Genomic DNA, 20,421 nt, shown 5'->3' with positions numbered 1-20,421 from the left:
GGTGGCCCCACTTCTGGGCTGGTGCTCGACGTCAGATACCGCGCTGGGTCTGGTAGTAGCCGCCGACCTGCTCGTGATAGCCGGCGTCGCCGACGTGCTTGTCCTTGTCGAACTCGGGGGAGTCCTTGATCTGTTCCTTGGTGAGGTCGACGTAGATCTTCCGTTCGGCCTGGTCGACCGACTTCACGGTCCCGGCCGGCAGCAGAACGTGCTTGCCGAAGATCCATACGCCGGTGTCGACGACGAGGTAGGCGGAGTTGACGTCGTCCGAGTGCTTGTCGACCTTGCCGATGCTTCCGTCGGTGGCCTCGACCTTGTATCCGATCAGGTCGGTGCCTGCGGTGTGGCCGGTGGTCGGCTGGTAGCCCCAGATGTTGTCACTCATAAAGAACGGCTCCCTTGTCGAGATTCCTTGCTGCTGTCGCAGCCGAACTGCGGGTTGTAAAGGCGTCATCGAATGCGGTGACGCCTCCTCGGAAAGCCGGGTTCCCCGGCCTCCCGGGCCCCACACATTCACGTCGAGACGAAATGCGGATGGCCGGAGGTGCCGTGCTGGAGGCCATGGTTCCTGGCGTCACGGCCACCTCCGGCCATGGTCTCCAGGTACCCCGTATCGGCAGAATCACCACTTTCATCCCTGCAGTGACAGGAAGACAGGAAACGGGTGGGGCCCGACGCCGTGGCGTCGGGCCCCACCCGTGTTGGTGCGCTGCTCAGGCCCGCTTACCAGCGGTACCAGCGGCCGCGCTTGCCGCCGCTTGCCGCAGGCCGGATCACGAAGCCGAGAACCCACACCACCAGCACGATGACGGCGATCCACCACAGGGCCTTCAGCGCGAAACCGGCACCGAAGAGGATCAGGGCGAGCAGAAGAACCAGAAGAATAGGAACCATAGTTATCAACCTCCGATCCGTCGTGTGCCCTGCGGATCGATCTCCACTCCTACGGATCTTATTTAACTTTTAGAGCGCCCGCAGCTACGGAGCATCTGTGCGGCAGTCTTGCGGTTTAGCGGTGGAATCCGGGGTGACACGGGGGATGAACCTATTTCGAGTGAGACAGGGTGTGAGCGTTGTGGCTGCGGACGGGAAGGCTCAGGCCAAGGGCGAGCAGGCCAAGGGCAAGGTCAAGAAGGTCCTCGGCGGAGCGGTCGGCAACGAGTCCCTGAAGGCCAAGGGGCAGGCCGAGGAGTCCAAGGGCGACCTGCGCGCCGCCAAGGAGAAGGCCAAGGACGCCATCAAGCCCAAGTAGGCGCATCACTCCTGATCCCGGCAGCCTGTTGGCTGCCGGGATTTGTACTGTCCGGCCCGGCAGCCGTCTGTGCCGCCCACCCGAGGGTGCCCTCTCGTCGAAAGTGTCTCCCGCCGCACCGAGCCCCACGCGCGAGCGGGTCGTGCGTCGACGCCCCGGGGCCACTTCGCATGTCGCGGCTTGGTCGAGGCCGATGAGTTCGGGAGTCACTGCGCCCTTCGTTGCCGCGTCGTGTGCCGCCATCCTGGGTTCGGGGGTGATGCAGGTGCCGGGGCGGCGCCGGTGTGCGCTCGAGAGCTGGGGCCGTCTGCCGGCGAGGAAGAGTCTGCGCACCGCCGGTATGACGGTCCTCACTGAGGCGCCGACGCTGACCATTTGGTCATGACGGAGGCCGCTGGTCATCCGGTCGGTGGTCGACGCTTTGGCGCCGACGGGGGAGGAGGGCGCTGGCGGTCTTGCCGTCGGCGGCGCGGTGGTGGTGCGGGCGGGATGGTTTGACCGTAGGCCCGGCCCGAGCCCTCCGGTGCCGCCGTTCAGGCCGGGGGTGCGCATGCGCGGCGTCCGCGGACTGCGGTCATGCGCGGCCACCTCGATGTGTCCGAGTGCGAGGTCAGGTCCAGGGTGCAGATTCCGCCGCCGTGGCGCAGGGCATTGGTGACGAGATCCAAGACCACCAGGACCACGGGTTCCACAGCCTTTGGCCGTGATCGCCGGGGCGAGGTCATCGAGGAAGCGCCGGGCGCTCACGCGCGCGTCGGCTGCGGATGCCGTGGAGCGGACGGTCGCGACGCTGACGCTCTTCGTGTCCATCAGGTCCCCTGGTCCCTGCATCGTCATCGCCGTTCGTCCGCGCGATGCCTGTGCCCTGGCCCGCTGCTCGCTAACCCGGCTGTGACGGCTTCGCTCCTCTTGGCGTAGCTGTTCGAGGCCGACTACCTCTCCGTCGGACACGCGAAAATCTATGTTGGGCAGAGTAGACATTGGATGGTGGCATGGCTATGGTTTCTCTCGTAGCCCAGAGAGACAGCAGGGCCCGGCAGACACGAACTGCCGGGAGCAGTACATGCAGTTGCAGTTGGCAGGACGGTGCGGTGGTGGAGTTTCGAAGCCAGGGTGGTTGCAGGACGGCGACGGGACTGACGGCCGGACCGGGTGGCCCGCAGTGATCAGGGGTCACCGTGAGCAGACCGCAGTTGATGCAGTGGCATTACCCGCAAGTGCAGTTCGCAGTGCCCAGCAGTGAAGTCAGTGAGCAGTACCTCGGTAAAGGCGTCGGCTGCGGGCGCGCGTACCGGGAGGTTCGGCAGTGGGGTTCCAAGCCAGAGCAGACGCAGGACGGGCGACGGGGCTGGCTGCCGAAGAGTGGCGCTCACTCAGGCCACCAGCAGTACAGAGCAGTGGGCAGTCCCCGACGGTAAGTGTTGGTCAAGAGGGAAAGAACGGAGGAGCCGAGCGCCATCAGGATCGCCCGGGCGGAATGACTGAGCCCGGGTACCGCAGGACATCGATAGTGAGGTGGTCTCCGGTCGAGCAACCGCGATCCCCGCATTCCCCGTCCTCTCCCGGGTGGGCGTGCGGAAACAGAAGGCCGGCGCAGTATCAGGGCCGGCAGATGGTGTAGCAGTTCCTTCGGGGCCCTGGCGCTACTGGCGCCAGGGCCCCTCCACGCGTTCAACAGAGAGGTGCAATGACAGCAGACGACTCGTACGGCCGACTCGATGACGACGACTACCCCGCCTACACGATGGGCCGGGCCGCCGCGTTGCTCGGCACCACCCAGGGCTTTCTCCGCGCTATCGGCGAGGCCCGCCTCATCACCCCGCTGCGCTCCGCGGGAGGACACCGCCGCTACTCCCGCTACCAGCTGCGCATCGCCGCCCGTGCCCGGGAACTCGTCGACCGGGGCACTCCCATCGAGGCCGCCTGCCGCATCGTCATCCTCGAAGACCAGCTGGAAGAAGCCCAGCGCATCAACGCCGAACACCACCTCGCCGCCGGATAGCGGACCACATGCCAGGGCCCGAGGCAGCTTGGGACCGGCACTTCCTCTCCGGTCTGATACTTAGGCCTCGGCAGCAGGGATCCGGCGATGAAGTCACCGGAGCCCCTTCACGTTCCCACAGGCAAGTCGGCCAGGTCGTCACCCGCCAGGACCGCTGTGATTTCACCGCTGGCGAGGTCCTCCGGCCTTGACGCGGCTCGGCTGCACCTGCCGCACTCTCCCAAGGCCGCGCCCGTGCTCATCCTCAGCTCGCTCCAGTGTGCTTCCGCGATGCTCCGCGCTTCCGTATCCGTCTGACCGAGGGAAACAGGCGCGAGCCGGCACCTGGACAGCAATGTGGCCCCGGCCGGCGTGCACTGGTCGGGCCCACACTGCGTGGGTAGCGGATTCGTGCCGCAGTGGTTCCTCAGTGGTCGGAGTAGCTGAAGTCGCCCATGGTCCAGGCGCCGACGTCGGCGATCGCCACGCGGTACATCCCGCCCGTCTCCGGGATCCCCACCGTGCCCTGCAGGATCCGGGCGACATGGAAGTGCAGATGCGTGGGCGGTCCGTTCTTCTGCGCGGGAGTGTCGAAGACGATGGAGAACTCGCCCAAGCGGGCGGAATCCGTCAGCACGTCCGACACCCTCTGCCTCCACACTGCTTCGGGAGCCAGCCGGCCGGTGATGACCGCACCACCGGTGACCACGGTCAGGGACATCTGGTTGCTCTGCCCGGACTCCACCAGGGTGGCGACGTCAACGAGCAGTTCGTCAGGCTTGGACATGGGGAAGATTATATTTAGTGGCCCATCCGGTCTTTTGAGCGGTACCGGCAGCGGGTGGGGCGGGCGTTCACGGTATTGGCGCCGAAGGCCCGGCGGGTAACTGCGGTGGCGCGTGCGAGACGATGAAGCCTGGGCCAGCCGAAGCCGGCGCTGCCATCGTTCTGGTCAAGGGCGCGCCGATGGCGGCGGTCTGGGGTCCATTGGGTGAGGACCCATGGCGGTGGTGACGATCATTGACTCGCGGTCAGTCAAGCGGCGCCGACTGTCGGGAAGGACTCCCGCGGTTACGACCCTGAAAGAAGCGAAATTCAAACGGTCGCGGGACACCGTAGCGACGACGCGAGCGTGCGTTTCGTGACCTCCTAAAGGCTGTCCAGGTGCCGTCTTTTAGCATGGCCCCATGATCACCGGTGACGCCCAGGAATCCACAGGAGGACGGGAAGCTGTGTCCCGCGACGCCGCTGAAGCCGAATACATTCACGTCGCCCCAGGGCGTGGAGAACGTCGTGAAGACGGGCTGCCCGTCGGATCACGAGATGACAAAGCAGAAGAGATCGCTCATCCGGTTGCCGCTCTGGTGGAGCGGGCAGCCGGCCTGGCTGAGCCGATCAAGCCGAGGTTGCGTGGCTGGCTCCATGCAGGAATGGTCCCCGCCTCACTGATCGCGGGCATCGTGCTCATCTGCCTGGCCCGCACGCCGCAGGCGGCCCTGGCCTGTGCCGTGTACTCGGTCACCGCCTGGATGCTGTTCGCAACGAGCGCCATCTACCACCGCGGCACCTGGGGGCCGCTCGGCGAGGCTCTCCTACGACGTCTCGACCACGCCAACATCTTCCTCATCATCGCCGGCACCTGCACGCCCCTGGCCGTACTCCTGCTCCCGCCGGACCAGCGGTCCATTCTGCTGTGGATCGTGTGGGCAGGCGCACTGGCCGGCATCGCGTTCCGCGTCTTGTGGGTCGCAGCTCCGCGCTGGCTGTACACCCCGTGCTACCTGGCCCTGGGATGGGCACCGGTGCGCTACCTTCCCGACTTCCTGCACACCGGAGGAGCGGCTGTACTTACCCTGATCGTGGTCGGCGGCCTCCTCTACAGCGCGGGAGCGGTCGTCTACGCCCTCCAGCGCCCCGACCCCTCACCCCGCTGGTTCGGCTTCCACGAGGTATTCCACGCCCTGACCGTGGCAGCCTTCACCGCGCACTACATCGCCATCTCCCTGGCCACCTACTGACCGGCAAGCCCGCGCCGCTCGTCGCGCTCGTTCGTGCTGACAGTCCGGAGGGGCCCTGGCGCCGTTGGCGCCAGGGCCCCTCCACGCATTCCGTGAAAGAGGTGCCGGACCGCGGACGACTCGTACGGCCGTCTCGACGACAACCACCCTGTTCTTCACCATGGGCCCGGCCGCCGAGATGCTCGGCACCACCCAGGGCTTCCTCGATGAAGCGCAGCGCATCAACGGCGAATACCGGTGCGTTGCCGGATCAGCGAACCCAGCGGTCGGGGCCTGAGGCGGGTAGGTTCTGCAACTTCCCTGCGGGCTTCGCGGCTGCCGCTCATGCAGACTGCCCGGAACGCAAGCGTTCCGGGCAGTCTCGTCTTTGAAAGACCTGGGGCTGAGAGCGATCCAAGGTACGGAGAGGCACTCTCACTGGAATTCGCTGCTGAACCGCTGCGGCATCAGGTGTGGTCGCTTTGGGCGGCGTTCGTGGTGCCGCCGCACTGCTCGGGCGGGCACGACGGCCACTCGGACTTGCGTGCCGTCCTTGTCCGGTAGCGATACTGGGTTCCGCCTTGGTTGTCAGGCAGCCCGAGCGAGTTGGGCCCGTCCGAACAGCAGGGCGTAGCCGTCGGGGAGCTGTCCGATGATCCGGGCGATCAGGTCGTCTCCGGCCAGGCGGGCGACGACGCCAAGGACCGATCCGGTGTCCCAGCGGGTTGTCGCCAGAGAGCCGCCGGTCCGTTCGGCGAGGTCCTTCACGAAGTCCCAGCCGGTCAGGGGACTGCTGGCGGGGATCTGCGAGGCGAGGTAGCCGGCTGCTTCCTGGGGCAGGCGGGCGGCGAGCTCCACCCGCTCGTCGCCCGTCAACTGGCGGCCCAGCGCCTCAAGCACCCGGCGTACGACGTCTTGTGCCTGTCGGCGTGTGGGGTAAACACCTTCGTATCGCACCTTCTCCAGCATCTGGTCGAAGGTGACTGCCGTCGGAACAGAGGGCGCGGGGGGAGAGAGAAGAGTCATGGCGACGACTTTCCTTGCGTGAACCGTTATTCCTGCTGCGGTGAACCGATTGCCCCGTGCGGACCGCGTGAACCGCGCTCCTCGAGGAATCGGTTCTCCGGTGTGGAGCAAGGGACCAGAACCGGGGCCGCCGGGGCCCAAGGCGGAAAACGTGGGTGAACAACCCTTGGGCCCCGGTCGGCGAAGGTGCGGCCGGAGGATCAGCTGTCGAGTTCCTTGCGGTCGCCGGTACTGCGGACGCTGATCTTGCGGGGCCTGGCCCGCTCGGCGATCGGGATGCGCAGCGTCAGGACGCCAGCCTCGTAGTCGGCGGCGATCCGCTCGGTGTCGAGGGTGTCGGCCAGGACGAGCTGGCGGGAGAAGGCACCCAGAGGCCGTTCGGACAGTTCCGTCTGGGCGCTCTCGGACCGCGGCAGCGGGCGTCGCTCCGCCCTCACGGTGAGCATGTTCCGCTCGACGTCGATGCCGAGGGCGTCGGGGTCGATGCCCGGCAGGTCGAAGGCGATGACGTACTGAGGAAGTTCCATCGTGATTCATGCAGGTCAATGGTCCTGGTGTGATGAGTCGTTGGGGTGCTCGCGCAGCTCATCACGGTGATCATTGGGGGGAGATCATCGGTCACCGAGCCACCTGGTGGTGCGTCAGCACCAGAAGGGCCCGCACCAACGCGGTCGCGTGCCGCGGATGCATGCGCACCTTGGTCAGGAGAGAACTGGTTGCAGGGCAGTAGTCGCCGGAGCCGCTCTCCGATAGCGTACCGACCAGACGGTACGGCTAGGTGTGCCCCACGCGCCGTCGTGTGCTCGATGAACAGCAACGTTTCATCCGCCACAGGACGGAGAGCCCCTCATGGCGCAGAACACGGACCGCGACAGCCTGGCCCTCGCTCGCCAGACCTGGAGAACTCTCGAGCCCTACCATGGGGCTGTCTACTTCTCGCCCGAAGCCGCGGGCCAGTACGCCGAGTTGGGCGTGGACGTCAGGACGGGGTACTTCGCGTCCCGCTCCGCCGCGCTCGGCGCCGCTCCGGCGGATCTGGTCATCGCCACGTTCTACAACTTCAATCCCCAACTGGTGCGCCGAGCCATACCCGCGGCATGGGAAGCCGCCACGCCGCAGCGGTTCGCCGCCGCCCGGCTCACCGGGATCGATACCACGCTCCGCCGGATCCTCGGCGCGGACGTCTCCTCACCGGCGCTGGCCCGCGCAGCGGAATTGGCCCGTACCGCGGCTGAAGTGACCGTGCGCCATCCACAAGGCCGCCCCCTCTTCGCCGCGCACGCCGCACTGCCGTGGCCGAGCGCACCCCACCTCGTGCTCTGGCACGCGCAGACTCTGCTGCGGGAGTTCCGTGGCGACGGTCACGTGGCGGCACTACTGACTGCCGGACTGAGCGGGCTCGAGGCTCTCGTCACGCACGCCGCCACAGGCGACATCGACGCAGGTGTGCTGCGCGACTCGCGGGCATGGACGCCGGAGCAGTGGGGACAGGCCGTGCAGAACCTGCATGAGCGTGGATGGCTCGACGACGGACCCCACCTGACCTTGACCGAGGACGGTACGCGGCGCAGGGCGGAGATCGAGCACACCACCGACAGGCTGGCTGCCCTCCCTTACATCACGCTCGGTCCTGCCGCCTGCGCCGAACTTCGTTCGCTGGTGAGGCCGTTCAGCCTTGCAGTGGCCAAGGAGCTCCTTCCGTGGGCAGTCGACCGCCTCAGCGAAGAGAGCGCATGAGAGAAGAGAGCGAGGTCGGGAATTCTCGACGGCGGGTCCATCTCGACGCCCCCCGAAGCAGCCGAGGTGCTCGCGGCACTGCCCTGGCGCACATCGCCTGGCCTGTGGAGTTGAGGCGCCTCGACCGGCACAGGCTTCTGACCTGACTGGAGTCGCCTCCCTGACCGACCCGCATGCGGTGCGCTCGGGTGTGGACGGACAGGTCGGCGCCATGGGGAAGGAACTGAGGAAGTCTCGTCGTGGATCGACAGGTCAACGGCCCTCGTGTGACGGGCGGTTGGGCTGCTCGCGCATGTCACGAGCGTGATCGCGTCGGGGAGATCATCTGTCGGCCCGCTTCGGGTCGTCCTCCTCCGATCTCCTGCACGCTGCGCACTGGTGCCCCTACCGTGCGGGCAGGGTCGCGACGGCGAGCCCGCGAAGGGAAGGGGACATGGCCCAGAACCTGATGGTGTGACTGATAGAGCGCCGGGTGGTGCTGGAAGAACGCGCCGCGCAGCTGCGCAAGCAGTTGGCCGACACCGAGGCCGAAGTGGCCCGGCTCGGGGCCGCCGAGGTCGTCTACCAGCAGTACCAGGAGGAGGATGCCGAGGCCGGGCACCCTGACGCCGCGGCCTGGCAGCAGGCCCTGGAAGAGGCCACCGGCGGCACGCCCGCGGCGCCCCCGCGTCCCGTCGGCACGCCCGGAGCCGCCGGCCAGCTGCTGATTCCCCACCGCGGCCCCGGCACCGGCACGGACGACCTGCCCGCCGACTACCAGAAGATCATGGAGATCGTCGCGGGCGGCGACAGCCCGCTGCAGGCCAAGGACGTGGCCCGCGAGCTGGGATTGGATGCGGCGCCGGCGAAGGTGGAGCCGGTGCGCGGGAAGCTGCGCAAGCCGGCCGAGCGCGGCTGGATCACCCGCACCCCCGCCGGACGCTACCTGCCCCGGTAGCCTGCGGCCGACCTGCCACAACGGCCGATTCCTGCCGCAACGCAAGCGCCCCCGGCGGGTGTTGGCCCATGCGTGAACAAGAACACCAGCCCCACCGAGGGCGACACCGGCCTTGTCTACTCCGTCCGCCTGCCGCTGTCCAGCGCGACCGTCAACCGAGTGGCCGGCCTGATCCGCGCCCACCGCAGACAGATCCGCTCCCGGTGGCGCAAGCTCGACGCCGGGCAGATAGCGCTGATCGTGCTGGCCCACCTGCGCAACGACGAGCGCCTGGCCGACCTGGCTGGCGGGAACGCGGTCTCGGCCTCCACAGTGCGGCGCTGGGTATGGAGGTGCTCGGCCTGCTGGCCGCACGTTCCCCCCGCCTGGACCGCGCGCTGGCCAAGGTGGCCAAGGACAGCGGCTGCGTGGTCTTGTTGGACGGGACGCTGATCCGCACCCGGCGGCGCAGCGGGCGGGCGAACCGGAAGAACTACTCGGGGAAGCACAAGGCGCATGGCCTGCTGTTTCTCGCCCTGACCGATGCGAAGGGGCGGCTTTTGTGGATCTCCTCGGCCCGCCGCGGCGCCTGCAGCGAGATCACGGCGGCCAGCTACGAGAAGCTGTGCGCGCGACTGCGCGAGCTGGAGCCTGCAGCGGTGGCCGACCTGGGGTTCGTCGGTCTGGACGAGGGGGCCGAAGAGCAGCCGGCGGTCATCACGGGGTTCAAGGCGAGCAGCGGCAAGCACCTGTCTGCACCGAAGAAGGTCGTGAACCGGCTGATCAGCAGCCTGCGGGCGCCGGCCGAGCACGGCTTCGCGAGCCTGAAGACCTTCCGGATCCTGACCAAGGTGCGCATGCATCCGCGGCACGCGACCGCGTTGGTGCGGGCCCTTCTGGTGCTGACGCACCATCAGGTGGCTCGGTGACCGATGATCTCCCCCCAATGATCACCGTGATGAGCTGCGCGAGCACCCCAACGACTCATCACACCAGGACCGTTGACCTGCATGAATCACGATGGAACTTCCTCAATACGGCTCCCGGGCCTTCGCCGGCCTCTGCGACCAGCTCGGGGTCACCCGGTCGATGGGTGCGGTCGGCACCAGCGCCGACAACGCGGCCTGCGAGAGTTTCCACGCGTCCCTGAAACGCGAGACCCTCCAGGGCACCCACGACTACGGCGACGCTGACACCTGCAGAAGGACCGTCTTCGCCTGGCTGACCCGCTACAACACCCGCCGTCGGCACTCCGCCAACGGCCACCTCAGCCCCAACGAATACGAACGCCGACACCACACCGCTAGACTCACGCTCGCCGCGTGATCAATATCCGCGTGCCCACCTTCACGGGGGAAGGCCCGGCCACGCCGTCACCAGATTCCTTCTCCCCGGAACCGGCTGCCTGTGGTGCGACGGACTGATCAACCCCCCCCGACCTCGCCATCGACATGCACACTCCCACCGACCGAGCCGCCGCACAATACGTCCCCGGCACACCAGCCGCCAGCGTCCTCCCCCTCAACGCCCTCACCGCCGCCGAAGGCATCAGCCACTTCATGCACGCCGTCAGCTGCCTCCACGACGACGATCTCGACCACGCCAACGTCTTGCACCGCCCCCGCACCCGAACACGAGAACTCATCAACTCCCGCACCAATCCTGACTGCCGATGGTGCGCCCCGAAAGAGCAGTTCGCGCTCGGAGACCGACCGGCAACGTGGCAGGCATCCAGCTGACAGAGCAGCCTCACGAACCGAAGCGATTCACCGAGAGTTTCCCTTCGGTAGCGGGACCTACCAGCGCATGCCCAACTGATCGAGTTCCGCGCGGCGCTCCGGGCGAGCTTGTCGGCCCGCCGCCGGGTGTTGTCGAGCCACCCTCCGAGGCGGACGGACGTACCGTTCCTCATGCAGGTGCTGACAGTCCATCACTCTCATGACTGACTGGGAGGGTTGGGCCCGGAGAGTGAGAAGTTGGAAGGGGAAATAGTGCAGGGGAAGGCTGAGGTCTTTTATCGACGAGAGCATGCGGACAAGCACCCCGTGTTGGGCGTCGACGATATTAACGGCCTCATCGACACGCTTCTCGCCAGTTCAGAACTCGAGAATACGGCCATCCTGTACTGCTTGGATCGGCCGCTTCTCGAGTATGGTAATCCGGATCATGAGCTCCGGGTCGGCGTGGACAAGGACCTCCAGGTGGGGATTCTCGCCTTCATCGACGAAATGGGAAACTTCGTTTCGCTCGATAGTGGGAAAGGGCGTGGGGTTGTTACCTACGGTCTGGATGGGGAAGGGAAGGACTTCCCTGAGTGCTCGGAAGTTCCTGTTGTTCTCGTGCGCCAGGCCTTGAAAGAGTTCTTGACTTCCGGGGGGCAGCGACCCTCGTGCCTCCGGTGGCAGGACTGGTGATGCCACATCTCATGGCTCGGCCCGTAGGGGACCCGCGCCATGAGGCGGTTGGGCACCACATGCGATTGCGCCGTTGAGAGGAACAGGCCTGGTTGTCAGCAGGGGACGGGCGGGCCGGCGAGGAAGGCTGCCGCGCAGGAGGAGCCGGCGGCCAGTGGAGCGTGGACGTGCCGGGCCTGTTGCGCGCGACTGCTGCTTGCTTCCCGGTGGTGGGGCGGCGAGCGTGGTCCGGCCGAGTCTCTGGCTCATCCGGATCCGTGGGCGTTCGCCGACTCGAGTGTTCACCCCGGTGCCGAGACGGCCGGGGCGGTGGCACTGCCGCGGGTCTCCGCAAGGTGGATGTTGATATAGCGGATGAGGGTCAGCGGGTCCTGAGGGTGGTCAGCCTCGAAGGTGACGCGGCGCAGAAGGCCGACTGAACCGAGTGCGACGCCCTCGCGGGCCAGCACGAAGACTAGGGCGAGAAAGGCGGACCGGGCGTTGCCGTCGTCGAAGGGGTGGAAGAAGCAGACGTCGAGGTAGGTGCGGGCGGCGCGGGCGGTAAGTCCGAGGGGTTCGCCGGCGGTGGCTGCGCTCTCGGCCAGGCTGGTGTCGAAGCGGGCGGGCGTGTCCGGTCCGAGGCCGTAACGCTCCCGGCCGCCCTTGGCGAAGGCGGAGAAGGTGCGGAATGGCGGCGGCTGCGGAGAACCCAGGACGTGCTGATGCCATGTGCTGAGCAACGCGAAGTCGAGCCGCGCTCCGCGTGCCGCGTCGGCCCGGAGCAGTTCGAGGGCGCGGAGCAGGCCTTCGGCCCGAGCAGGGTCGATGACGCCGTCGAAGGCCCGGATGTCCTCCGCGGGGCCGTCGCGTAGGTCGGCCACTGGTCCGTCCGCGCCGGCATCCGGGATCTCGTGCCACGGCACCGACGCGCGGATCGCGAGCCAGCGCTGCAAGTGGTCCTGAGCCTGGACGGCCGCTCGAGTACCGCCGTCGCCCGGCTGTAGAGAGCGAGCGAGCTGCTCAGCGACGTCGTCGATGACCACCGTGTCAGGGCCGGTCCAGCTGTGGAATCGTCCACCGACCGCCTCCTCGACCAGGCCCTGGGCTACCTCCACCGCGACTCCCCAGCGGTCGAGGAACCAGGCGAGCACCTGGCGGCAGTGGTTGTGCCAGCCGCTGCCGCACCCCGTGCGGTCGACGACCTGCAGAATCAGGTTCCGCGCCGCGCGTTCCCACAGGATCCGCTGGTCTTCGATGGCGCTGAGGTCCAGCGGGTAGGCCTCGAACCAGGCGGCGAGGTGTTCCAGCCACTCGCGCCACTCCCGCAGGGCCGCCTCCACACGGGCCAGTGTCTCTTCCGGCGTGGTGATCGAGTCCCGCGGGCAGCACCAGTTCCCCACCGGTCCGCCGTCGAAGTCACCCTCGTCGTGAGCCCAGCGCCACCCGAGGGTCCACCGACCGTAGTGCAGGACGAGCGCATACGACATGGCATCGGCCCAGGACTCGGCCTCTTCGCTGCTTCGTGAACCGCTGTCAGCAGCAGGAACGTCGGGGCGGATGGGCACGCACCGGGCAGGACCGAGCGAACGCACCGTCTGCGCTACGGATGCGCTGTCGAAGGCGTGGCGGGCGGGGTCCACGTCGGCCCAGGTCAGGAAGCGAGGAGCCAGGTCAACGATCACCGCGTAAGCATGCCAGGCCCGTCAGCACGGGATCGACGCACGAGGGTCTCCATCAATTCATGCACATCAGGGCTATGAGCCTTCTGACCAGCCAGAATGCGCACAGTAACGCGTGCCGGGATCCGCGATCATGCGGGGGTCCATATGTTTTTGGTCAAGAAACACCGACCACTTTGCGCCAACAGGTGGAAGACAAAGCTTCCTGGGACGCCCTCCTGCAGACCACTAGACTGGTCAGGAGCGACGGAGGTCGGTTGCCATGGGCTTCTATGCCAAGCAGGTCGTCCCGCGGATCATCAACGTCGTCTGCGGAATGAAGGAGGCCGATCGTCTTCGGCGCCGGGTCTGCGAGGGCCTGGAGGGCGATGTCCTGGAGATCGGGTTCGGCTCGGGGCTGAACGTTCCGTTCTATTCGGAAGCCGTCACGCGGGTGGACGCGGTCGATCCATCCGACGTCGGATGGAAACTTGCAGGCAAGCGCCTCGCGGCGACACCGGTCCGCGTGGAGCGCACCGGCCTGGACGGCCAGGTGCTGCCGTTCGCCGACCACAGTTTCGACGCCGCCCTGTCGACCTGGACGCTGTGCACCATCCCGGACACCGATGCCGCTCTGCATGAAGTGCGACGTGTCCTCAAACCGGGCGGGACGCTGCACTTCATCGAACACGGCCTCGCCCCGGCCGAAGACGAGAGCGTGCGCCGCTGGCAGCAGCGACTCGACCCCATGGAACAGCGGCTCTTCGACGGATGCCACCTGACCCGGCCGATCGTCGACATGCTGACCACAGCGGGCTTCGTCATCACCGACCTCGACGTCTTCTACGAGAAGGGCGCCCCGAAGCCGATGGGTGCCGACTCCCTCGGCATCGCCGTGTCCCCTGGCTGACCGCTCGACGAACATCAGGTCGACGCGCCCATCCGGCGCGACCCGGGCTGGATGGGTCCGGCCTTGATGTCAGCCGACTCTCACCCGCACCGTCAGGGCACCCGGACGGCCAAGCGCCGCATCGGCGCGTGACTGACCTCCGGTCTGCACCACTCACTGGCCGGACTGAACACGACGCACGCGCAGCTCCGCTTCACGTGACACGCCCGCGGCGGATAGTGCGGCACACCCCGCTCGGGATCGGGTTTCTCATGCGATCCCAGGCCGTGACCGCACCGTCCGCACGAGCTTCGCCCGCACCCACTCGACCGCCGTGTCCATACCGGCCCAACGAGCTGTACGGCAAACCCGTCACGACCACCGACATGTCATGTTGGCCTCAGGAACAGGCTCTCAGCTTAAGCTTAGGTCAGCCGGTTGGCGGTGTTCTCGGTCCACAGCAGCGTCCATTCCACTCCGGCCTGACACCCAGACTTCCACCGGTCCTGCGTCTCAGCCACCACCCCCGTCGTCGGGTGAGACTCCGGTGATGGCATGTGTCTCCCGTTCGATCATCTCCACCAACGGCACGTCGTCGCGGTTGGCGAGGATGACGCCGACCCAGTCGGTGTCCGGGTAGCTGCTCCAGTTGGCGCAGACACCGGGGTCGCCGCCGGCGCGCTGGATCGCCCACTGGCCGCCGACGATGGAGGCCGAAGGGCCGTACGTACCGAACCCCGTCGCGCCGTGGGGGATCTTGGCCGCGGTGAGGACGTCGGCCCAGGGCCGGTCCAGCAGCGTGCCGTCGCCCAGCGCGCGGACAAAACGGACCAGGTTTGGCGCGGTGGCGAAGCCGCCGTCCCCCATGGGGTCGATGAAGGCACGGCCCGGGTTCCTGTCGAGGATGTAATCGTCCGGGCTGCCCTTGTCCAGGTTGCGGACGGCGTCTACGTAGCTGCCGTCCTCCATTTTCATGTACGGGTGTGCGATGTGTGCGTCGGTGAGCCACTGCGGCCTGGTGTAGAACGCCGAGGCGGTCATGCCGCAGCGCCGGAAGATGTTCTCCTCGACGTAGTCCCAGTACGTCTTGCCGCTCACGGCCTCCACGATCAGCGCGGGAATGACGGTGTTGGCGCCGGCGTGAAATTCGTCGGGAACGCCGGGGGTGCCCACCAGCTTCGACTGCCGGGCCCACCACTCCTGGTACTCATGGACTTCCTCCCGGCTCTGGAAGACCCGCTGGATGTCCTCTTCGGGGGTGTTCAGCCCGGAGATACCGGAAAGCATGTAGTGGATGGTCACCTTTTCGGCGATGTCCTGGTCGAAGCCCGTCAGGTGTTCGCGGACCAGGTCCGACAGCTGTAACTTGCCCTGCTGCGCCAGCTGCAGGATGGCTATCGCGTTGAACGGTTTGCCCGCCGAGCTGAGGGCGAACGCGGTGCCCTCGCCGTTGGGGATCCCCTTCTCCTTGTCGGCCATGCCGTAGCTGCGTAACAGGACCGTCCGGCCGCGGTGCGACAGCAGCACCACGCCGGAGAACTTGCCCTCGGCGGCCAACTGCGCCACGTACCGGTCGTAGGCTCCGCCGGGCAGGGTGTCCGGCGGGATCCGGTCGTTTTCGGCCGAGTCGGCGTTGCCGATCCCGGCGCTCACCAGCGGTGCCCCGGCCGCCACCACGCCGGCGGTGGCCAGCCCGCCCCATCTGAACAGCTGCCGCCGGTCGATACCACGTGCCGAAACCGATTCCATAATCACGGTCCCTTCCAGTCAACAAACCTGACGCTGATGGTGGTGCGCTGTGGTCCAGTACCTCCACTGAAGACGGAAGACCGTTGCGGTGGCGTATGCGTTTTTCGATACGCCCGCGATACGCGTTCCGGGAAGGCCGGTGGGCGGCCTCCGGCCTTCGACCGCGAGGACTACAAGGCCCGGCACGTCGTCGAGATGAGCAAGCCGCAGTGCTGTCATACGTGTGGTTCGACGTCATCGCCGTGGTTTCCTTCCTCGTCTCGGATTGTCGTCGCCTGCTGGTGGTCGAGCCAGGCTTGTCGTGGTCGGTGGCCGCGGGACTGCTGGTGGAGCTGGCGGAGTCGCTCGACTTCTGCGGGGTCGGCGTGGATGGTCCAGGACCGCCGCTGGTCGGTGAGCTGGTGGGCAGTGACCCAGTCGCGCTTGATCCATCCGAAGAGCGTCACCCGGGGCATGCCGAGCTCGCGGGCGAGGTCGGTCAGCCACCACTCGTGGTGGCCGAGTGGTGCGGCTCCTCGCCGAAGAGCTTGTTCCTGCTGGCTGACACAGCCCAGTTCCTGCAGCAGCAAGCGGACGCCCTGGGTGCCGAAGTGTTCGCGACGTTTGGGCGGGCGGAAGCCCTCGGAGTTGAGGATTTTCGCGATGGCCGTGGCGGAGTGGCCGGCTTCGGCGAGTTCGCGGGCCCGCGCGGCCAGGCGAGGAAAGTAGCTGAGCTGGTCCAGGCGGGCGACCGGGCGGACGAGTTCGCCGGCGGTGCGGTGTCCGCCGGCCCAGGTGACCTGGGCGGTGACGCGCTCGCTGTCCCCGACGACGGTGACGGTGACCCTCTCGATCAAGTGCCTGGTCAGCTGTTTTCGGTCCGCATCGGTCGTGGTGGGTGCCTGCCAGACGGCGGGGAGGTCGGCGGCCAGGGCCCGGATCTGGTCACGCTCGGCGACGGTGAGGATGCGGGGCCGGGTTGCGATGAAGCGGTCGTACTCCTCACCGAGCCGCCGCCGTTCGGCCAGCGCATGCTCCCAGTCCTTCTCCAGTTCCCGCACCACCAGGCGGTTCTCGGGCTCGGCCAACTGATACTGGCGCCGGGCCCGGTCGGCCGCATAGCCCGCTCGTTCCAGACGCTGCTGCCAGATCCGGTCCACCTCTTTGCGCCGTTGCTGGGCCTGCCCGGCCGCCTGCAGCGAGACCTCCAGGGCGGCCGGCGCCATCGCTGCAAGCAGTAGACCGGTCACATAGCGGTCGACGCAGATCCCGGACAACTGCTGGCACAGCTCACCGCCGTAGTCGGCCTTCGCCCGGCTGCACTCGTACTTTGGCCACAGCTTTCCGCCCTGGCCGCGCTGGTAGTGCACGACCATGCGAGTGTCGCACCGCCCGCAGAAGACCAGCCCGACCAGCAGGGCCGGCCCGTCGCGCAGGGCGCCCATGCTCTGGGAACGGGCCCGGTTCGCCTCGATCCGCGCAAGGTTGCGTTCATGCCGCTCGGCGCTGATATAGGCAGGCAGGACGTCGGGCAGATAGACCAGCCAGTCCTCGGGCGGCCTGCGGACGCGCCCGGTGAACGGGCGTCCCGCCACACGGCGGCGGGGATCGGTGCGGCTGCGGCCATAGACATAGACCCCGGCATAGGCGGGGTGGCGGAGCATGTTCTGGATCACGATCCGGCTGGGACGCCGCCAGGCCAGCGTCCCGCGTTCGGGGCCCTCGCGCACCCGGATGCCTATCTGGATGCCGTGGTCGGCCAGGAACCGCAACACCGCGTTGATCGTGGCGAGTTCGTCGAACAGGTCGAAGACCAGACGGACCACGGCCTGCACCTGCTCGTCCGGATCACGCACGACCTGACCGTCCGGGCGGCGCAGATAGCCCACGGGCAGTGGCACTGCCAGCTCGCCGCGACGGGCCTTGCCGATCCGTCCGTTCCACATCCGCTGCTTGATCAGATGCAGTTCCGCTTCGCTGATCGTGCCCTTCAGTCCCAGCAGCATCCGGTCGTTGTGCTCGGCGGGGTCATAGATCCCGTCCGGGTCCGCCAGCAGAGCACCCGACAGCGCGCACAGCTCCAGCAGTTGATGCCATTCGCGGCCGCTGCGGGCCAGGCGCGACATTTCCATGCCCAGCACCAGGCCCACGTGGTCCAGGCCGACCTCGGAGACCAGACGCTGGAATCCGGCCCGGTCCACGACGCCGGATGCGGAGTGGCCCAGGTCCTCGTCGATCACCAGGACCCGGGACGCAGCCCAGCCCAGGTCGACGGCCCGTTGCGTGAGTCCGTACTGCAGCCGGGTGGACTCGGCGTGATCGAGGACCTGCTGGGGAGTCGACTGACGGACATGGACCACCGCGAGCCGGTCACGATGCCACGGCTGGATCTTGCCCTCAACCCGGTCCCATGGCGCTGCAGCCATCGTGCTCACCGAGGTCACCCCCGTCCTGCGCGTCCGGTTCCGCCGCGGTCACCATCCGTGCGGCCAGCACTGCCAGCAACCGCACCACGAGGTGGCGGTTCAGCTCCGGAACGGCTCCCCACTGCGGAATCTGGGGAGCTCAGCGGCGGCATGTCCGTCCAATGACCCTCACCGCCCTCTTCGTCATCAGCCAGTCGCTCACGCAACTGCCGAACAAAAGCAGCGGTGTTGAGCAGGCCATCAACCCCTACAACAGGCCTGTTCCCCGCCTCGGGCACATCTATGTGGGCATTACGGCTTGCTCCTTGAGCGCGGGATCAACCGGCTCAAGCGCAACCGGGCGGTCGCCACGCGGTTCGACAAACTCGCAGTCCGCTTCGAAGCCACCGTCCCGCTCGCCGCGATCGGCGAATGGTTAAGACCGGCCTGAACTGTCGGTTCCCCGTGCCATGCTGACCGCGACCAGGGTGAACGGGCGAAGGAGTGGCATCGATGGGAGTCCAGTACTACGGCGCCGACAGTGAGAACGGTGATCGCATCGACGACCCCTCCGAGGACGCGCTGTTCATGATGATCAGCGACCTCAACGACTCCGACAACACCTTCGTCGTCGTTCAGCCCGACGAGGACGAACCCGTCTGGTTCACCTCGGTAGCCGTCCTGGACAACGGGGGCTACGAGATCGTCCGCCGCGACACCACCCGAGCCGAGCACGAGGTCACCACCTCGACCAGCGTCAATGACATCGCCCGCGACCTCACCATCTGGATGGCCGCCCGCCACTTCCCCGGACGGACAGCCAGGCAGATCACCGACTTCTAAAACAGGGCCTAGCCAGGGCCGACAAGTGTCGTGATCGCCGTAACGCCATCGTGCACGCCATCTGTGCGCCGGCCGAGTCTGGCGTCGGCATCGAGGCGATGAACCCGATGGGTAAGAAGCTCGGTTACCGCGTGTCCTCCATTTCCATCGAGCAGATGGAGGCGCTCGCGGATGAGGTCACCGTGCTGCGCGACGATATGTTCCGCGCGGGGTGGAACGCTCATGCTGGAAAGATGCCTGGCCTGGGGCTGATCCCTCCGCGCGCCCCCGGCCAGACCGTCAACGGCATCACCCCGAAGCAGTAGCCGTCGCGCGCCCGCCGGGCGGCCAACGGTGCCCTGGCAGATCCGCCGCGCGACGGGCTACGGTGCGGGCCACCGTCTACCCAAGGGGGACCTCATACCCGCAAGCTGTGGAAAGTCGGCACGAACTCCGGCAACGACGGATGCCCCACCTTGTACGAGATCCCTGGTACGGACCGCTTCGTCGTGCAGGGCGACCGCGTCACCGACGCCGGCGAACTCGGCCAACTGGAGAACCTCACCGCGGACGAGGGCGCGGTGTCCGTGCCGCGTGAGCTGCTCGCGAACTTCGGCCCGAAGGAGCCCGTGCACGTGCCCCAGTTCGTCAGCTTCGAGGACTTCGGCGGCATGTTCACCCAGCTGAAGCACTCCACCTGGAGGCTGGAGACCCGCCGCCGCTACGCCTCCGACGAGACCACCGATACCTACGCGCAGTTCCTCGCCAAGGGCCGCCTCGACTGGGACCTCGACGACCCGTGGTGTGTCGGCCGCCCGAACAGTCCGCGCTCGGCAAGCGGTTCGAGCGGGTCCGGATCCTCGACGGGCCGCCGACCCAGGGGCAGCGGTACCTCCTCGACAACGCGCGCCGCAACACCGCGGTGGGCGAGGACATCCGCGTCCTGGCCCGCACCCGGGCCGACGAACTGGTCCTCCCGCGCGAGGACTTCTGGATCTTCGACGCGCGGGTGGTCGCCCTGCTCCACCACGACGACGCCGACAACCTGACTGACGCCGAGCTGATCACCGAGCCTGTCCAGGTGCTCCGCTATGCCCAAGCCCGGGAAGGTGCTTGGCATCACGCGGTGCCCTACGAGCGGGCCGCGGGTAACTTGCCGATGTGACCACGGACTTCCAGCAGGCCCGCGAGGCGCTCGGCCGCCGGCTCCGCGAACTCCGCGGCGACCGGACCCAGCGGGACGCCCAACCCCTCTCCTCGATCACCGCAATGCGACCAAAGTGAGGCGAGCACAACAGAGGCAGGGTCAGAACGCCGGAAACCGGGACAACAGGCCGTCAGATCGGCCACAGAAAGCCACTTGTCACTTGGTGGCAGCTTCGGGAGTACAGGGCCATGTCGGGCCGGCAGGTCCTGTGGCTGTGCCGGATGGCGGCGCGGACTTCACCGCCCTGGCCGGCATCGCCTCCAACCTCAGGGAGTGGAACACCTGTCGCTTCCTCGCCGCGGTCGGCGTGGGCGAGAGGGCCATGGTCGGCACCCTGCTTGCCGAGGTCATGCCCGAAGGGGTCCGCGAACTTTTCGGCGGGCTCCTGCACTCTTCGCGGGCGATGGCCG

General features: G+C 67.5%; 18 protein-coding genes and 4 pseudogenes. 14 read left to right on the top strand and 8 right to left on the bottom strand.

Annotation, left to right across the window (positions count from 1 at the left end; translation table 11 throughout):
- Positions 1–31: 31 nt before the first annotated feature.
- Both ACIQRL_RS24110 and ACIQRL_RS24105 read right to left on the bottom strand, forming a co-directional pair.
- A complete protein-coding gene (locus ACIQRL_RS24110; RefSeq protein WP_401334829.1) occupies positions 32–385 on the bottom strand; it encodes a PRC-barrel domain-containing protein in 354 nt (117 codons plus the stop codon).
- A gap of 338 nt (positions 386–723) precedes the next feature.
- Positions 724–894 carry a hypothetical protein gene (locus ACIQRL_RS24105; RefSeq protein ID WP_033279275.1) on the bottom strand — a complete coding sequence of 57 codons (171 nt, stop codon included), beginning with the start codon at positions 892–894 and terminating at the stop codon, positions 724–726.
- Between the two features lie 181 nt (positions 895–1,075).
- Here ACIQRL_RS24105 and ACIQRL_RS24100 point away from each other — a divergent pair, with 181 nt between their 5' ends.
- Positions 1,076–1,252 carry a CsbD family protein gene (locus ACIQRL_RS24100; RefSeq protein ID WP_401335506.1) on the top strand — a complete coding sequence of 59 codons (177 nt, stop codon included), beginning with the start codon at positions 1,076–1,078 and terminating at the stop codon, positions 1,250–1,252.
- 1,687 nt (positions 1,253–2,939) lie between these two features.
- Positions 2,940–3,254 (top strand): MerR family transcriptional regulator, encoded by a 315-nt coding sequence (locus ACIQRL_RS24095; protein ID WP_401334826.1) that lies wholly within the window; start codon positions 2,940–2,942, stop codon positions 3,252–3,254.
- 406 nt (positions 3,255–3,660) lie between these two features.
- Here the strand turns inward: ACIQRL_RS24095 and ACIQRL_RS24090 are convergent, their stop codons facing one another.
- Positions 3,661–4,020 (bottom strand): hypothetical protein, encoded by a 360-nt coding sequence (locus ACIQRL_RS24090; protein WP_401334823.1) that lies wholly within the window; start codon positions 4,018–4,020, stop codon positions 3,661–3,663.
- A 445-nt stretch (positions 4,021–4,465) separates the two neighbouring features.
- Here ACIQRL_RS24090 and ACIQRL_RS24085 point away from each other — a divergent pair, with 445 nt between their 5' ends.
- Positions 4,466–5,251 carry a hemolysin III family protein gene (locus tag ACIQRL_RS24085; protein ID WP_401335504.1) on the top strand — a complete coding sequence of 262 codons (786 nt, stop codon included), beginning with the start codon at positions 4,466–4,468 and terminating at the stop codon, positions 5,249–5,251.
- 567 nt (positions 5,252–5,818) lie between these two features.
- Here ACIQRL_RS24085 and ACIQRL_RS24080 read toward each other — a convergent pair.
- The gene (locus ACIQRL_RS24080) at positions 5,819–6,256 is read right to left on the bottom strand and encodes a DUF2267 domain-containing protein (RefSeq protein ID WP_401334820.1); all 438 of its coding nucleotides are present in this window, start codon (positions 6,254–6,256) and stop codon (positions 5,819–5,821) included.
- A gap of 200 nt (positions 6,257–6,456) precedes the next feature.
- A pseudogene (locus ACIQRL_RS24075) lies at positions 6,457–6,771 on the bottom strand (Hsp20/alpha crystallin family protein); the annotation flags it as partial.
- Between the two features lie 334 nt (positions 6,772–7,105).
- Here ACIQRL_RS24075 and ACIQRL_RS24070 point away from each other — a divergent pair.
- The 5 genes and pseudogenes from ACIQRL_RS24070 to ACIQRL_RS24050 all read left to right on the top strand — a co-directional run bounded on the left by ACIQRL_RS24070 (position 7,106) and on the right by ACIQRL_RS24050 (position 11,323).
- Positions 7,106–7,993 carry a hypothetical protein gene (locus ACIQRL_RS24070; protein ID WP_401334817.1) on the top strand — a complete coding sequence of 296 codons (888 nt, stop codon included), beginning with the start codon at positions 7,106–7,108 and terminating at the stop codon, positions 7,991–7,993.
- A 472-nt stretch (positions 7,994–8,465) separates the two neighbouring features.
- On the top strand, positions 8,466–8,930 hold the full coding sequence (locus ACIQRL_RS24065; protein WP_401334814.1) for a hypothetical protein: 465 nt from the start codon (positions 8,466–8,468) through the stop codon (positions 8,928–8,930).
- A gap of 326 nt (positions 8,931–9,256) precedes the next feature.
- The gene (locus tag ACIQRL_RS24060; RefSeq protein WP_401334811.1) at positions 9,257–9,838 is read left to right on the top strand and encodes a transposase family protein; all 582 of its coding nucleotides are present in this window, start codon (positions 9,257–9,259) and stop codon (positions 9,836–9,838) included.
- Between the two features lie 103 nt (positions 9,839–9,941).
- Positions 9,942–10,235, top strand: a pseudogene (locus ACIQRL_RS24055) (integrase core domain-containing protein); the annotation flags it as partial.
- A gap of 665 nt (positions 10,236–10,900) precedes the next feature.
- Positions 10,901–11,323 (top strand): Imm1 family immunity protein, encoded by a 423-nt coding sequence (locus ACIQRL_RS24050; RefSeq protein ID WP_401334808.1) that lies wholly within the window; start codon positions 10,901–10,903, stop codon positions 11,321–11,323.
- Positions 11,324–11,604: 281 nt separating this feature from the next.
- On the opposite strand, the gene ACIQRL_RS24045 is transcribed toward ACIQRL_RS24050, so the two are convergent.
- The gene (locus tag ACIQRL_RS24045) at positions 11,605–12,984 is read right to left on the bottom strand and encodes a Fic family protein (protein ID WP_401334806.1); all 1,380 of its coding nucleotides are present in this window, start codon (positions 12,982–12,984) and stop codon (positions 11,605–11,607) included.
- Between the two features lie 259 nt (positions 12,985–13,243).
- Here ACIQRL_RS24045 and ACIQRL_RS24040 point away from each other — a divergent pair, with 259 nt between their 5' ends.
- The gene (locus ACIQRL_RS24040; protein WP_401334803.1) at positions 13,244–13,870 is read left to right on the top strand and encodes a class I SAM-dependent methyltransferase; all 627 of its coding nucleotides are present in this window, start codon (positions 13,244–13,246) and stop codon (positions 13,868–13,870) included.
- A gap of 492 nt (positions 13,871–14,362) precedes the next feature.
- Here the strand turns inward: ACIQRL_RS24040 and ACIQRL_RS24035 are convergent, their stop codons facing one another.
- Positions 14,363–15,598 (bottom strand): serine hydrolase domain-containing protein, encoded by a 1,236-nt coding sequence (locus ACIQRL_RS24035; protein WP_401334801.1) that lies wholly within the window; start codon positions 15,596–15,598, stop codon positions 14,363–14,365.
- A gap of 215 nt (positions 15,599–15,813) precedes the next feature.
- Positions 15,814–18,003, bottom strand: a complete 2,190-nt coding sequence (locus ACIQRL_RS24030; RefSeq protein ID WP_401334799.1) for a recombinase family protein — start codon at positions 18,001–18,003, stop codon at positions 15,814–15,816.
- Positions 18,004–18,304: 301 nt separating this feature from the next.
- Here ACIQRL_RS24030 and ACIQRL_RS24025 point away from each other — a divergent pair.
- The 5 genes and pseudogenes from ACIQRL_RS24025 to ACIQRL_RS24005 form a co-directional block, all read left to right on the top strand.
- Positions 18,305–18,433: pseudogene (locus ACIQRL_RS24025) on the top strand (IS5/IS1182 family transposase); the annotation flags it as partial.
- 62 nt (positions 18,434–18,495) lie between these two features.
- Positions 18,496–18,825: a hypothetical protein gene (locus ACIQRL_RS24020; protein ID WP_401334796.1), complete on the top strand. Its 330-nt coding sequence runs from the start codon at positions 18,496–18,498 to the stop codon at positions 18,823–18,825.
- A 50-nt stretch (positions 18,826–18,875) separates the two neighbouring features.
- Positions 18,876–19,130 (top strand): hypothetical protein, encoded by a 255-nt coding sequence (locus tag ACIQRL_RS24015; protein WP_401334794.1) that lies wholly within the window; start codon positions 18,876–18,878, stop codon positions 19,128–19,130.
- A 345-nt stretch (positions 19,131–19,475) separates the two neighbouring features.
- Positions 19,476–19,969 (top strand): annotated as a pseudogene (locus ACIQRL_RS24010) (DUF6879 family protein).
- Positions 19,966–20,088 carry a hypothetical protein gene (locus tag ACIQRL_RS24005; RefSeq protein WP_401334791.1) on the top strand — a complete coding sequence of 41 codons (123 nt, stop codon included), beginning with the start codon at positions 19,966–19,968 and terminating at the stop codon, positions 20,086–20,088. The pseudogene ACIQRL_RS24010 and the gene ACIQRL_RS24005 overlap by 4 nt, the downstream one beginning before the upstream one ends.
- Positions 20,089–20,421: the final 333 nt, after the last annotated feature.

The organism is Streptomyces sp. NPDC091209, from assembly GCF_044757755.1.
Lineage (GTDB): Bacteria > Actinomycetota > Actinomycetes > Streptomycetales > Streptomycetaceae > Streptomyces.
This window is presented reverse-complemented; position numbering and strand designations above follow the sequence as displayed.